Source organism: Streptomyces sp. NPDC048436, from assembly GCF_043200355.1.
Classification (GTDB): Bacteria; Actinomycetota; Actinomycetes; order Streptomycetales; family Streptomycetaceae; genus Streptomyces.
Genome location: NZ_JBICXP010000001.1, coordinates 86,968 through 100,199 on the forward strand (window position 1 = coordinate 86,968; position 13,232 = coordinate 100,199).

The 13,232-nt window shown below is 71.0% G+C and carries 15 protein-coding genes; 9 read left to right on the forward strand and 6 right to left on the reverse strand.

Features of this window, described 5'->3' with window-relative positions; all coding sequences use genetic code 11:
- The first annotated feature begins 90 nt into the window (after positions 1–90).
- The 3 genes from ectB to thpD all read left to right on the forward strand — a co-directional run bounded on the left by ectB (position 91) and on the right by thpD (position 2,864).
- A complete protein-coding gene (gene ectB, locus ACGFX9_RS00435; protein WP_393462983.1) occupies positions 91–1,362 on the forward strand; it encodes a diaminobutyrate--2-oxoglutarate transaminase in 1,272 nt (423 codons plus the stop codon).
- Positions 1,363–1,415: 53 nt separating this feature from the next.
- Entirely contained in the window at positions 1,416–1,826 is a 411-nt protein-coding gene (locus ACGFX9_RS00440; protein ID WP_393462984.1) for an ectoine synthase, read from the forward strand.
- Positions 1,827–1,964: 138 nt separating this feature from the next.
- Positions 1,965–2,864 carry an ectoine hydroxylase gene (thpD, locus tag ACGFX9_RS00445; RefSeq protein WP_393462985.1) on the forward strand — a complete coding sequence of 300 codons (900 nt, stop codon included), beginning with the start codon at positions 1,965–1,967 and terminating at the stop codon, positions 2,862–2,864.
- A 106-nt stretch (positions 2,865–2,970) separates the two neighbouring features.
- Here the strand turns inward: thpD and ACGFX9_RS00450 are convergent, their stop codons facing one another.
- A complete protein-coding gene (locus tag ACGFX9_RS00450) occupies positions 2,971–4,044 on the reverse strand; it encodes an alkene reductase (protein WP_393462986.1) in 1,074 nt (357 codons plus the stop codon).
- A 176-nt stretch (positions 4,045–4,220) separates the two neighbouring features.
- Here ACGFX9_RS00450 and ACGFX9_RS00455 point away from each other — a divergent pair, with 176 nt between their 5' ends.
- Positions 4,221–4,703, forward strand: a complete 483-nt coding sequence (locus tag ACGFX9_RS00455) for a MarR family winged helix-turn-helix transcriptional regulator (protein ID WP_393462987.1) — start codon at positions 4,221–4,223, stop codon at positions 4,701–4,703.
- 59 nt (positions 4,704–4,762) lie between these two features.
- Here ACGFX9_RS00455 and ACGFX9_RS00460 read toward each other — a convergent pair whose 3' ends face one another.
- The 5 genes from ACGFX9_RS00460 to ACGFX9_RS00480 form a co-directional block, all read right to left on the reverse strand.
- Positions 4,763–5,809, reverse strand: a complete 1,047-nt coding sequence (locus tag ACGFX9_RS00460; RefSeq protein ID WP_393462988.1) for an aminotransferase class V-fold PLP-dependent enzyme — start codon at positions 5,807–5,809, stop codon at positions 4,763–4,765.
- Between the two features lie 92 nt (positions 5,810–5,901).
- A complete protein-coding gene (locus ACGFX9_RS00465) occupies positions 5,902–6,621 on the reverse strand; it encodes a DsbA family oxidoreductase (RefSeq protein ID WP_393462989.1) in 720 nt (239 codons plus the stop codon).
- Positions 6,622–6,698: 77 nt separating this feature from the next.
- On the reverse strand, positions 6,699–7,184 hold the full coding sequence (locus ACGFX9_RS00470; protein WP_393462990.1) for a GNAT family N-acetyltransferase: 486 nt from the start codon (positions 7,182–7,184) through the stop codon (positions 6,699–6,701).
- Between the two features lie 241 nt (positions 7,185–7,425).
- On the reverse strand, positions 7,426–8,034 hold the full coding sequence (locus ACGFX9_RS00475; RefSeq protein WP_393462991.1) for a DUF1349 domain-containing protein: 609 nt from the start codon (positions 8,032–8,034) through the stop codon (positions 7,426–7,428).
- 5 nt (positions 8,035–8,039) lie between these two features.
- Positions 8,040–9,569 carry an aldehyde dehydrogenase (NADP(+)) gene (locus ACGFX9_RS00480; RefSeq protein ID WP_393462992.1) on the reverse strand — a complete coding sequence of 510 codons (1,530 nt, stop codon included), beginning with the start codon at positions 9,567–9,569 and terminating at the stop codon, positions 8,040–8,042.
- A 136-nt stretch (positions 9,570–9,705) separates the two neighbouring features.
- On the opposite strand from ACGFX9_RS00480, the gene ACGFX9_RS00485 reads away from it, so the two are divergent.
- From ACGFX9_RS00485 to ACGFX9_RS00505, 5 genes are all read left to right on the forward strand, one after another.
- Complete coding sequence (locus ACGFX9_RS00485; RefSeq protein ID WP_393462993.1) at positions 9,706–10,476, forward strand: IclR family transcriptional regulator; 771 nt, start codon at positions 9,706–9,708, stop codon at positions 10,474–10,476.
- 11 nt (positions 10,477–10,487) lie between these two features.
- Positions 10,488–10,958 (forward strand): GNAT family N-acetyltransferase, encoded by a 471-nt coding sequence (locus ACGFX9_RS00490; RefSeq protein WP_393462994.1) that lies wholly within the window; start codon positions 10,488–10,490, stop codon positions 10,956–10,958.
- Positions 10,959–11,068: 110 nt separating this feature from the next.
- The gene (locus tag ACGFX9_RS00495; RefSeq protein WP_393462995.1) at positions 11,069–11,275 is read left to right on the forward strand and encodes a hypothetical protein; all 207 of its coding nucleotides are present in this window, start codon (positions 11,069–11,071) and stop codon (positions 11,273–11,275) included.
- Positions 11,272–12,543 (forward strand): sensor histidine kinase, encoded by a 1,272-nt coding sequence (locus ACGFX9_RS00500; RefSeq protein ID WP_393462996.1) that lies wholly within the window; start codon positions 11,272–11,274, stop codon positions 12,541–12,543. The genes ACGFX9_RS00495 and ACGFX9_RS00500 overlap by 4 nt, the downstream gene beginning before the upstream one ends.
- Entirely contained in the window at positions 12,540–13,208 is a 669-nt protein-coding gene (locus tag ACGFX9_RS00505) for a response regulator (RefSeq protein ID WP_393462997.1), read from the forward strand. The genes ACGFX9_RS00500 and ACGFX9_RS00505 overlap by 4 nt, the downstream gene beginning before the upstream one ends.
- Positions 13,209–13,232: the final 24 nt, after the last annotated feature.

Here is a 13,232-nt window from a genome sequence, read left to right on the forward strand (position 1 = left end):
GTCGAGCACGCGCTGAGTTCCACCTCCCCCCATGCTCCGCCCGTCAACTCCCCCACCTCCCACGCCTTTCCATCTCCCAGGAGATTTGCTGTGACCATCACCCAGCCCGACCTGAGCGTCTTCGAGACCCTGGAGTCGGAGGTGCGCAGCTACTGCCGCGGTTGGCCCACCATCTTCGACCGTGCGCAGGGCAGCCGCATGTTCGACGAGGACGGCCACTCGTACCTCGACTTCTTCGCCGGGGCCGGCTCGCTCAACTACGGCCATAACAACCCGGTCCTCAAACGCGCCCTGATCGACTACCTGGAGCGCGACGGCGTCGTTCACGGTCTCGACATGTCGACGGCCGCGAAGCGCGCGTTCCTCGAGTCGTTCCAGAACATCATCCTGCGCCCCCGTGACCTGCCGTACAAGGTCATGTTCCCGGGCCCGACGGGCACCAACGCCGTCGAGTCCGCGCTGAAGCTGGCCCGTAAGGTCAAGGGCCGTGAGTCGATCGTGTCGTTCACGAACGCCTTCCACGGCATGTCGCTCGGCTCGCTCGCGGTGACCGGCAACGCCTTCAAGCGCGCCGGCGCCGGCATCCCGCTGGTGCACGGCACGCCGATGCCCTTCGACCGCTACCTCGAGAGCACGACCCCCGACTTCGTCTGGTTCGAGCGGCTGCTCGAGGACCAGGGCTCCGGCCTCAACCAGCCCGCCGCCGTGATCGTCGAGACGGTGCAGGGCGAGGGCGGCATCAACGTCGCCCGCGCCGAGTGGCTGCGCAAGCTCGCCGACGTGTGCGAGCGCTGGGACATGCTGCTGATCGTCGACGACATCCAGATGGGCTGCGGCCGCACCGGCGCGTTCTTCTCCTTCGAGGAGGCGGGCATCACGCCGGACATCGTGACGGTGTCCAAGTCCATCAGCGGCTACGGCATGCCGATGGCGCTGACGCTGTTCAAGCCCGAGCTGGACATCTGGGAGCCGGGCGAGCACAACGGCACTTTCCGCGGCAACAACCCCGCGTTCGTCACGGCCGCCGCCGCCCTTGAGACCTACTGGTCCGACGGCCCGGCCATGGAGAAGCAGACCCGCGCCCGCGGCGAGCAGGTCGAGGAGGCGTTCAAGGCGATCGTCGACGAGAACCCGGGCGCCATCAAGGAGTACCGCGGTCGCGGCCTCGTCTGGGGCATGGAGTTCCTGGACAAGGCGCGCGCGGGCGCCATCGCCAAGCGGGCCTTCGAGCTGGGTCTGCTCATCGAGACCTCCGGCCCCGAGAGCGAGGTCGTCAAGCTCCTTCCGGCGCTGACGATCACCGCCGACGAGCTGGACGAGGGGCTTCGCACGCTGGCCCGCGCGGTGCGCGAGACCGCCTGAGCGGATCTCGTTCCGCGTCTTCACCCCCGTAAGAGAAAAGGAACCAACTCACCGTGATCGTCCGTTCGTTCAAGGACATTGAAGGCACCGACCGGCACGTCAAGGCCGCCTCGGGCACCTGGGAGAGCAAGCGCATCGTCCTCGCCAAGGAGCGGGTGGGCTTCTCGGTCCACGAGACCATCCTGTACGCGGGTACGGAGACGTCGATGTGGTACGCCAACCACATCGAGGCGGTCGTGTGCACCAAGGGTGAGGCCGAGCTGACCGACGACACGACCGGCGAGAAGTACACGATCACGCCGGGGACCATGTACCTGTTGAACGGGCACGAGAAGCACACGATGCGGATCAAGGAGGACTTCCACTGCATCTGTGTCTTCAACCCGCCCGTCACGGGTCGTGAGGACCACGACGAGAACGGCGTCTACCCGCTGCTCACGGAGCCGGAGCCGGAATCCGCCTGAGGATCCGAATCCGCCCGAGGGTGCCGGAATCCGCCTGACGGCGGCACGCCCCTGAAACTCCCCCGTCGCCCTCTTCCTCTGGGCGGCGGGGGTGTACATCCCGGAAAGGGCCGTACGAGAGGAGAGGCAGGCAACACCATGACCACCGCACCCGAACGCACCGCCGACCTGTACCCGACCCGAGGCGCCGAAGAGGTCCTCATCGAGCGCAAGGACCCCGTCGTGTGGTCCGCGCCGGGTACGCCGGGGCCCATCGAGGCCGACGAACTGGCGGGGTTCGACCGGGACGGATTCCTGGCGATCGACCAGTTGATCACACCTGACGAGGTGAGCGTCTACCACGCCGAGCTGGCGCGGTTGATGGACGACCCCACGATGCGGGCGGACGAGCGCTCGATCGTGGAGCCGCGTTCCCAGGAAATCCGTACCATCTTTGAGGTGCACAAGATCAGCGAGCTGTTCGCGAAGCTCGCCGCGGACCCGCGGGTCGTGGGCCGGGCCCGGCAGATCCTGGGTTCCGACGTCTACGTCCACCAGTCCCGGATCAACGTGAAGCCGGGCTTCGGGGCCTCGGGGTTCTACTGGCACTCGGACTTCGAGACCTGGCACGCGGAGGATGGCCTCGCGAACATGCGGACCGTCTCGGTCTCGATCGCGCTCACCAAGAATCACGACACCAACGGCGGCCTGATGATCATGCCGGGGTCGCACAAGACGTTCCTCGGCTGTGCGGGCGCCACGCCGAAGGACAACTACAAGCGGTCCCTGCAGATGCAGGACGCGGGCATTCCCTCGGACGAGACGCTGACCAGCCTCGCCTCGGACTACGGCATCCGGCTCTTCACCGGTGAGGCGGGCTCCGCGACCTGGTTCGACTGCAATGCCATGCACGGTTCGGGGGACAACATCACGCCGTTCCCGCGCAGCAACGTCTTCATCGTCTTCAACAGCGTGGAAAATGAAGCGGTGGAGCCGTTCGCGGCGCCGATCCGGCGGCCGGAATACATTGGGGCTCGGGACTTCACTCCGGTGAAGTAAGCGGTTTTGTACGAGAGTTGGCCCGGCACCTGGGGGTGCCGGGCCACGCTTGGCTCGGGGCCGAGGGGCCGAGGGGGCGGGAGCCGGGGGCCCGGGGGATCTGCGCTTACAGCGCCGGGTAGTCCGTGTAGCCCTTGTCCGTGCCGCCGTAGAACGTCGACGTGTCAGGCGTGTTGTACGGGCCTTCGGCCTTGAGGCGGGCCGGCAGGTCGGGGTTGGCCAGGAACAGCGCGCCGAAGGACACGATGTCCGCGGTGCCGTCCTCGACGAGCGCGAGTGCGTCGTGCCCGGTGGGGCCCTCGGTCGCGGGGTTCAGGATGAAGGGCCCGTTGAAGCCGGCGCGCAGGGTGGACACGAGGTCGCGGATCGGTCCGACCTCCATGATGTGCAGGTACGCCAGGTCCAGGGCGCCGATCTCCTTCACCAGGGCGGTGTACGTCGCTTCGAGCTCGTCCTGGGGTTCGGAGATGTCGTTGAAGGGGTTGCCGGGCGAGAGGCGCAGGCCGGTGCGGGCGGCGCCGATCTCCGCGGAGACGGCCTTGGCGGTCTCGACCGCGAAGCGGATGCGGTTCTCCGGGGTTCCGCCCCATTCGTCGGTGCGCCGGTTGGAGCCGGGGGCGAGGAACTGGTGGATCAAGTAGCCGTTGGCGCCGTGCAGTTCGACTCCGTCGAAGCCCGCGTCGATCGCGTTGCGGGACGCGGTCACGAAGTCGGCGATGGTGGCGCGGACCTCGTCGCCGGTCAGCTCGCGGGGCGTGACGAAGTCCTTCGGACCCTCGGCCGTGTACACCTGCCCCTTCGCCGGGACGGCGGAGGGGGCGACGTTCACCAGGCCCTCGGGGAGCAGTACGGGGTGGCCGATGCGGCCGGTGTGCATGATCTGGGCGAAGATCTTGCCGCCTGCGGCGTGGACGGCGTCGGTAACCTCGCGCCAGGAAGCGATCTGGTCGCGGGAGTGCAGCCCCGGGGTGTCCGGATAGCCCTGCCCGACTGCGGAGGGCTGGATGCCCTCGGTGATGATCAGGCCTGCTGATGCGCGCTGGGCGTAGTACGCGGCGGTCAACTCCGTGGCGGTGGCACCCGCGCCCGCGCGGCTGCGGGTCATGGGGGCCATGGCTATGCGGTTGCTGAGGGGGGTGCCGCGGAGGTCGATCGGGGTGAAGGCGGAGGCGGTGGTCATCGGTGGGCTCCCGGGGCTGAAGACTGGGTGGTGCCTGGTTAGCGCCTGGTTACTGCCTGGCTGCTGCCGCCGTAATTGGTCGGCCAAGTAATTCAACGCGGGGCCACTGTAACGCATTCCTTGGCCGACCAAGCTATTCTCGGTGTACCGCCGCTCCCACTACCCCTGGAGTCCCGATGAAGGCCTCGGCCGACCCCGTCTGTACCGAGCTCCCCACCGCGGCGCGGCGGGGCCCCGTGAGCCACACCGTGAGCCGGGTGGCCCGGCTGCACCGGATCGCGGCGGGCAAGGTGCTGAAGGGGGTGGGGCTCTACCCCGGCCAGGAGTTCGTGATGATGTACCTGTGGGACGCGGGCCCTGTGCGGCAGTCCGAGCTCATCAAGGCGGTCGACCTGGACCCCTCGACGGTCACGAAGATGCTGCAACGCCTCGAACAGGCGGGCCACGTCACACGCCACCCGGACCCGGAGGACCGCCGGTCGGTGCTGGTGGAGGCCTCGGACACGAGCTGCGCTCTGCTGGCGCAGGTGGAGCGGGCGTGGGGCGATCTCGAGGAGCACACGCTGACGGGGCTGGCGCCGGAGGAGCGGGGGGAGCTGGCGCGGTTGCTGGGGCTGGTGGAGGCGAATCTGTGTGCCGGGGCGGGTGAGTGCGGATAGGGCGTCGCTCGCGGGGCGTTCCCGGGGGCTGGAGCCAGGCCGGGGATGCCGCTCTGGGATCAGCCGGACAGCACGTCGAGGATCCGGTCCACGTCCGCCTCCGTGTTGTACAGATGGAACGAGGCCCGCAGGTGTCCCGCCCGTGCGGACGTGATGATCCCGGCCCGGCTCAACTCCGGCTCCTTGTCGGCGAGTCCGGGTACGGAGACGATGGGCGAGGCACCGGGAACGGGCTCGTGGCCGAGCTCCGCGAGCCCCGCGCGGTAGCGGGCCGCCAGCGCCGTGTCATGGGCGTGCACCGCTTCGACGCCGGTCTCCTCCAGGTGGGCCAGGGCTGCCGCCGCGCCGTAGTACGCGAGGAAGGACGGAGGTTCGTCGAAACGCCGGGCGTCGGGGGCCAGTTCGGCGAGCGGGCCGTACGTGGAGTTCCAGGTGTCCGCGGCGGCCAGCCAGCCCCCGTGCAGCGGCACGAGGGACTCCTGCGCCTCCTCGCTCACCGTCAGGAACGACGTGCCACGCGGGCAGAGCAGCCACTTGAAGGCTCCGGTGACCGTGTAGTCGTACAGACTCGCGTCGAAGGGCAGCCAACCCGCCGCCTGGGTAGCGTCGTTGAGGGTGCGGGCGCCGTGGGCGGCGGCGGCCTCGCGGATCGCGGGGTCGTCGGCCATCCTGCCGTCGGCCGACTGCACGCCGGAGTACACGACGAGGGCGGTGGACGGGCGGATCGCCTCGGCGAGGTCCTCCAACGGCGCGTAGCGGATCTTGAGGTCGCCGCGTACCACGAAGGGGTTGATGATCGAGCTGAAGTCCCCTTCAGGGAAGAGGACTTCGGAGCCCGGCCGCTGCGAGGCGGCGATCAGGCCGACGTGCACGGCGACCGAGCCGCCGTTGGCCACGCGCGCGTGCGGTACGCCGACGAGCCGCGCGAAGGAGGCACGCGCGGCGTCCACGATCTCGAAGTCTCCCGCGCCGCCGCGTCTGCCCGTGCCGTTCTCGGCCGCGAGGCCCTGGATGGCCTCGACGGCGCGGGCGGGCAGCAGGCCGCAGCTCGCCGTGTTCAGGTACGTCGACGTGGGCGCGAACTCGGCACCGTTGATGTTCCCCATGGGATCAACTCTCGCGCCCGTTCGCGCCCACGTCCATCGCGGATGTGTGGAGGGGTCCTGTTAGCGACGCTAACGCGTCGCCGCCCCAGGGCTCAGGCCTGCGGAACCGCGCAGCCGTCGGGGCCGCAGGCGTCGCCGTCCGCCTCGCCGCCCGCGAGCGTAGTGAGCGGCGATCGGCTGCCCCACGCCTGTTCCAGGGCCTGCGCGAAGACGTCCGCCGGCTGGGCACCGGAGACCCCGTACTTGCGGTCGAGGACGAAGAACGGCACGCCGTTCGCGCCGAGTTCGGCGGCCTCGCGCTCGTCGGCGCGTACGTCGTCGGCGTACCGCTCGGGGTCGGCGAGGACCGCGCGGGCTTCGGCCGCGTCGAGGCCGGCCGCGACGGCGATCTCCACGAGCCGCTCGTCGTCGTCGAAGACGGACCGCTCCTCGGCGAAGTTGGCCCGGTAGAGCAGGCCGACCAGCTCGTCCTGCCTGCCCTGCTCCTTGGCGAGGTGCAGCAGACGGTGCATGTCGAAGGTGCTGCCGTGGTCGCGGCCCTCGGTGAGGTAGTCGAGGCCTTCGGAGGCGGCGTTCACGCCGAGGTTCCGCTCGGCCTCCTGGGCCTGGTCCTCGCTCATGCCGTACTTCTTGGCGAGCATCGGGATCACGAGCCCGCTGTCACCCTTGGCGCGCGAGGGGTCGAGCTCGAAGGAGCGGTGCACCACCTCGACGTCGTCGCGGTGCGGGAAGGCGGCGAGTGCCTTCTCGAAGCGGGCCTTGCCCACGTAGCACCAGGGGCAGGCGATGTCGCTCCAGATCTCGACGCGCATGTGACTAGCTCTCTTCAGGTCGAACGGTAGTGCGGAGGATCCCTCCGGTCAGTCGAAGAACGTACGATGTGGCCCGCTCATTCCCCGGCGGCCGGGGAGAGCCGCATCCGCTGGTGACTGTCCGCGCCCTCCCCCGGCTCCGCGGGCTGCCAGCCGTGGCGGGCGTAGAAGGCCTGGGCGCGCCCGTTGTCGCGGTGGACGTCCAGGACGGCCTCCCGGACGCCGTCGGCCCGCCACTGCTCCACACACGCGGCGTGCAGGGCCGTGCCGACGCCCGCGCGCCAGTGGCCGGGATCGACGTGGAACTGGAAGAGCGTGACCGTGTCCCGGGGCTCGCCCTCGGGCGTACGGAAGGACGCGAGGCCCACGATCACGCCCTCGCGGACCGCGCACAGCACATGCCCCTCCCGGCGTTCGACGGCCCGCTCCCACATCGCCGTCCGGTCGACGCCGCCTTCGTCCGGCAGCCCTTGGGGGTAGTACGTGGCGCGGGCCCTGGCATGGAGGGCCGCGAGGGCGGGGGCGTCGGCCGGGAGCGCGGTGCGTATGACGGTGGGCGTCATGGGCGGCATCACGGTCCGCATCGTCGGGGGGAGAGCCGGGGTCGGAGGCGGAGGCGGAGTCTGGGGGAGCGCGGAGTGGATCATGCTGCGATAGACGTTTTCCGCGGCCCTTGTGTTCCATGCGCCGGACGGGGCTGAAAAAAATCAGCCCCGTCCGGCGTGGCACATTTCAGCCCCTCCGGCGTGTGAGGAGCGGGGTCCGGGGCGGAGCCCCAGGTACGGTGCGCGTCCCGCGGGGCAACTAGGAACCGTCCCTGAGGCCCAGGGGCCAGTTCGGGCGGAACTCCAAGGAATCGAACGTCACCACACACCCCTCCCCCACGGGCGACTGCGCCATGAACCCCACCAGGGCCGCGCCCGCCGACTTCTCGTCGCCCAGGGAGAAGATCCGGATGAACGTCCAGCGCTCGCCGTCCAGGGACGCGTGGAACGCGAACGCCGAACCCGTGCGGCTGATGCGGAGCCACACGCTGCTTCCGTCCACCACGAACGCGTTCGCGTCGTCGGAGCGGCCCCGGGTGACGACCGTGCAGACCGTCGCCTCGTCCGGCGACCGCTCCAGGCAGAGCTTCGCCCACTCGCGGTCGCCCACGTGCAGGTAGAGGACGCCCGCGTCGAACGCCGCCGCGAAACCGACCGTCACGCGGGCGATCAGCTGGAAGTCCCCCTCGGGCGCGCCGAGCAGACGCGGCGCGTCCGAGGCCGGGTCCAAGGCCTCGCCCGTCGGAGGGACGAAGCGGTCCTGCCGGGCGCCCGCCCAGCCGGTGAGGACCCCGTCCTCGTACGACCAGTTGCCGTCAGGGCCGTACGTGCGAAGGGAGAAGGGGAGTCCCGGGATGTTGAGGTCCATGCCGGTCAGTGTTCCAGGCGGCCGTCATAGCGCCGGGGCAGCCCCAGCGGGTTCTCGTCCCGCAGCTCGGGCGGCAGCAGGGCGGGGGGCGTGTTCTGGTACGCCACGGGGCGCAGCCAGCGTTCGATCGCCGTGCCGCCCACGGAGGTGGAGGTCGACGTCGTCGCGGGGTACGGCCCGCCGTGGTGCTGCGCGGGCGCCACCGCGACCCCCGTCGGCCAGCCGTTGACCAGCAGGCGGCCGGCCAGCGGCGTGAGTTCGGCGAGCAGCGCGGCCCCGCGCCCCTCGCCCGCGGCCTCGTCGGAGGACAGCTGCACCGTGGCCGTGAGGTTGCCCGGAAGCCGCGTGAGCACGCTGGAGATCTCGGACTCGTCCTCGTAGCGCGCGACGACCGTCACCGGCCCGAAGCACTCCTCCAGGAGCAGATCGTGCTCGCCATCGGCGGCGAGCTTGGCCGCCGGGACCGTCAGGAACCCGGGGCTCACCGTGTGCTCGCTGCCCGCGCCCGGCGTGACCGGCGCCTCCACGTCCGGCAGTTGGGCCCGCTCACGCACGCCCGCCACGAAGTTGTCCCGCATCCGGTGGTCCAGGAGCACCCCGGACTCGGTGTCGCTGACCGCCTCCGTCAGAGACTTGAGGAACCGGTCGCCGCCCGCACCCGCCGGGGCGAACACCAGGCCCGGCTTCACGCAGAACTGTCCGACGCCCATCGTCATCGAGCCCGCGAGGCCCGCTCCGATCTCCTCCGCGCGCTCGACCGCCGCGGCCTCGGTCACGACGACCGGGTTGAGGGAGCCGAGCTCGCCGTGGAAGGGGATCGGCACGGGACGGGCCGCCGCCGCGTCGAAGAGGGCGCGGCCACCGCGGATCGAGCCCGTGAAGCCCGCGCCGGAGACCAGCGGGTGCTTGACCAGCTCGACGCCCGCCTCGAAGCCGTGCACGAGGCCGACGACGCCCTCCGGGATGTCGTGCCGGGCCGCGGCCCGCCGCAGCAGCGACGCCACGAGCTCGGAAGTCCCCGGGTGGTCCGGGTGGGACTTGACGACCACCGGGCAGCCCGCGGCGAGCGCGCTCGCGGTGTCGCCGCCGGGGACGGAGAAGGCGAAGGGGAAGTTGGACGCGGAGTAGACGGCCACGACACCGAGCGGGATCTTGTAGCGCCGCAGGTCGGGGATGGGCGGCGTCGCGCTGCTGTCCGGGTGGTCGATGACGACGCCGAGGAAGGCGCCCTCGTCGACCACGTCCGCGAAGGCCCGCAACTGGAAGCAGGTGCGGGCGAGTTCGCCGGTCAGCCGGACGGGACCGAGCGCGGTCTCCGCGTCCGCGGCCTCCACCAGGTGATCCTTGGCGCCGTCGAGCAGTTCGGCCGCGCTGCGCAGGAACGCGGCGCGTACGGTGCGGTCGGCCAAGGCGTCCTGGGCGGCCAGCGCGGCACGTACCGCCTGATCCACCTCCTGGACCGTGGCTTCGACCGCAACCTGCTCGCGCTGCTTCCCGGTTCGGGGGTCGACACTCCAGACTGGTGCTGCTGCCACCGCGGGCTCCTCAAGAGGTGATGCCACAGATGTGCTGCCACCCACCTGGGCTGTTCGATATGCTGAACGCTGTCTCCGATGATGAATAGCGGAGACTTCGGAGACTATTTCTCGTCGAACTAAGGGGTCAAGGGCGATGTCGGCTGGCGAGACTGGCGGGGCACAGGTCAAGTCCGCTGTGCGGACGGTTGAGTTGCTCGAATACTTTGCGGGACGTCCCGGTATGCACTCTTTGGCCGCCGTCCAGGAAGCCGTCGGGTACCCCAAATCCAGCCTCTACATGCTCCTGCGTACGTTGGTGGAGCTGGGCTGGGTGGAGACGGACGCGACGGGCACGCGGTACGGGATCGGGGTACGGGCCCTGCTGGTCGGCACCTCGTACATCGACGGCGACGAGGTGGTGGCGGCGGCGCGGCCGACGCTCGACCGCCTCTCGGACGACACCACGGAGACGATCCACCTGGCGCGCCTCGACGGCACGAACGTCGTCTACCTGGCCACGCGCCAGTCCCAGCACTATCTGCGGCCCTTCACCCGGGTGGGCCGCCGCCTCCCCGCGCACTCGACGTCCCTGGGCAAGGCGCTGCTCGCCACCCACACCGACGAGCAGGTCCGCAAGATGCTCCCGGAGACGCTGCCCGCGCTGACCGAGCACACGATCACCGACCGCGAGAAGCTGATCGAGGAGCTGCGGATGGTCCGCGAGCAGGGCATCGCGGTGGACCGCGAGGAGAACACGCTCGGCCTGCGCTGCTTCGGTGTCGCGATCCCCTACCGCACGCCCGCGCGGGACGCGATCAGCTGCTCCGTGCCGGTCGCGCGGCTCACGCCCGCGCACGAACAGATGGTGAAGGACGCGTTGTTCGACGCGCGGGACCGGCTGACACTGGCGACTCGTAGGCTTTGAACATGGTGAGCATGGAAGTCAGTCTCCGCCCGGTCCACGACAGCGATCTCCCGGTGTTCTACCGGCAGATGAACGATCCGGAGGCGAGCCGCGTCGCCGCGTTCACGTCGCCTAAGGCGTCCGACTGGTCACTTTTCGAGGCCCATTGGAAGAAGCTCCGGTCGTCGGACGACGTCGTCCGTACGGTCCTCGCGGACGGGGATGTCGTGGGGAGCGCCGCGGTGTACGGGGAGCCGGGCGAGCGGGAGGTCACGTACTGGATCGACCGCGCGTACTGGGGCCGGGGCCTGGCGACCGCCGCGTTGCGGTCACTGCTGGTGGAGGTGCCGGAGCGGCCGCTCTACGCCCGGGCGGCGGCGGACAACGCGGGGTCCCTGCGGGTCCTTGAGAAGTGTGGCTTCCGGGTTACCGCCCGGGCCAGCGGGTTCGCGCATGCCCGCGGGGCGGAGATCCCGGAGGACGTCCTGGTGCTGGAGGGCTGAGGGGCGGGCGGGCTGACTCGGACGGGCTGAACTCCCCTCCCCCGCACGGCGGACCTGGATCATCGTCACGCAGGAGGCGCCCCGGGCTCCGCGCCGGGAGCGTAGGGGACATGCGCCAGACACTCGTCCCCGCCCTGCGCGTCCTCGCCATCCTCGCCCTCGCGCTCATGACCACGCCGACGGCGGCGATGCTCCTGCCTTACTCTGTCCAGATGATCGTCGGGACGCTTGTGGCAACCGTCGGGGTGCGCTTCCTCAGGGAGCGGGCGGGGGCCGCCACCCAGGTCCGTGCCCATCAGCACCGGCACCCGGCGTGAAGGCCTGTGCCACGGCGCTGTTCGGGCGGCGGGCCCGACGCCGGTGGATCCATCTCATCCTCGGCGGCGCGCTCGCCATGCCGTACGTCTTCGTGGGCTCCGTCATCGTCGGACCGCTGCTCGGCGAGGACAAGGTCTTCGGCTCGCTCACCTCCCAACTCAGCGCGTTCGCCATGGGCTTGCCGCTCGCGGCGGTCACCGCGCTCTTCCCGCTCACCCGGCCCATGTCGGTGGCCGCCGTGCGCGCCCTGTGCGACGTGCCCGGCGAGGCGCTCGCCGAGGGGCCCGCACGGTCCCGGCAGGCCCGCGGGCACACCGTCGCGTGGTTCACGCTGCACCTCGGCTTCGGCGGGATCATCAGCGGGATGTCCCTCGCCCTGCCGCCGTTCGCGGTGATGCTCATCGCGCTGCCGTTCGTCGCGACGCTGCGGGACAGCCGGATCGGGATGCCCGAGGTCTTCGGCGAGGTCTGGATGCAGGCCCTCTCACCGGTCATCGGGGTCCTCTCCCTGACGGCGCTCGCGGGCTGCGCGGCCCTCGCAGGCAGCCTCCTCGCGCGCTGGGCGCCCGGACTCCTCGGGCCCTCGTCCGCCGACCGGCTCGCGGCGGCCGAGCAGCGCGCGGCGGACCTCGCCGTACGCAACCGGCTCGCGCGGGAGCTGCACGACTCGGTGGGGCACGCCCTGAGCGCGGTCACGCTGCAGGCGAGCGCGGCCCGCAGGGTCCTCGACCGCGATCCGGAGTTCGTCCGCGAGGCGCTGGCCGCCATCGAGGAGACGACGCGGCGCACGGTGGGTGAACTCGACGCCGTACTCGGAGTGTTGAGGGAGGGCGGCGACCAGGCGAGCCCCACCGCTCCCGCGCCCACGCTCGACGCCGACCTGGACGGCCTCCTCCACCGCACCCGCGCGGGCGGCCTGCGCGTGAAGGCCACGGTCGACCTCGGCCCGCCCGGCCCGGCCGCCCTGCCGCCGATGGTGTCCCGCGAGGCCTATCGCATCGTCCAGGAGAGCCTGAGCAACGCGCTGCGGCACGCGGGCCCCGACGCCCCGGTGACCCTGCGGATCGCCCTGGACGGCACCGCCCTTGAGATCCTCGCGGAGAACCCGCTGCCCCGCGACGCCCCCGCCCCGCGCCCCGGCGGCGGCCACGGCCTGCGCGGCATCACCGACCGGGCCAGGCTCCTTGGCGGCACGGTGCGGGCAGGACCCGGCGCCGGGGTGTGGCGAGTGAACGTACGACTTCCCCTGAAAGGCCTGCCCACATGACCGCAACAGCCGCGGCCCCCATCCGCATCGTGCTCGCCGACGACGAGCGCATGGTGCGCACCGCCCTGCGCGTGATCCTCTCCGCGGAGCCCGACCTGGAGGTCGTGGGCGAGGCCGCGACCGGCGCCGAGGCGGTGTCCGTGGTGCGCGAGCTGTCGCCCGACGTGGTGCTCATGGACGTACGCATGCCGGAGATCGACGGCATCCGGGCCACCGAGCAGATCCTCCGCTCGCACGCCGATCCGCCGCGCATCATCGTCGTGACGACCTTCGAGAACGACTCCTATGTGTACGAGGCGCTGCGCGCGGGAGCCTCCGGGTTCCTGCTCAAGCGCTCCGACGCGGACTCGCTCGTGCAGGCCGTGCGGCTCGTCGCGCGCAGCGACTCGCTGCTCTTCCCGGCTGCCGTGCGCGCCCTTGCCGCCGAGCACGCGCGCGAGAAGCCCGCGGCGCCGGCCTGGGTGGCCAGGCTGACCGGGCGCGAGAGCGAGGTGCTGCGGCTGATGGCGGCGGGCCTGACCAACGCGGAGATCGCCGGGCGGATGGGCGTGGGCCCCGCGACGGTGAAGACGCATGTGGCCTCGGTGCTCGCCAAGACGGGGGCGCGGGATCGTACGCAGGCCGTGATCGCGGCGTACGAAGCCGGCTTCATGAACGACGTCTGAGCCCCCGCCCGGCCCCGCGCCTCT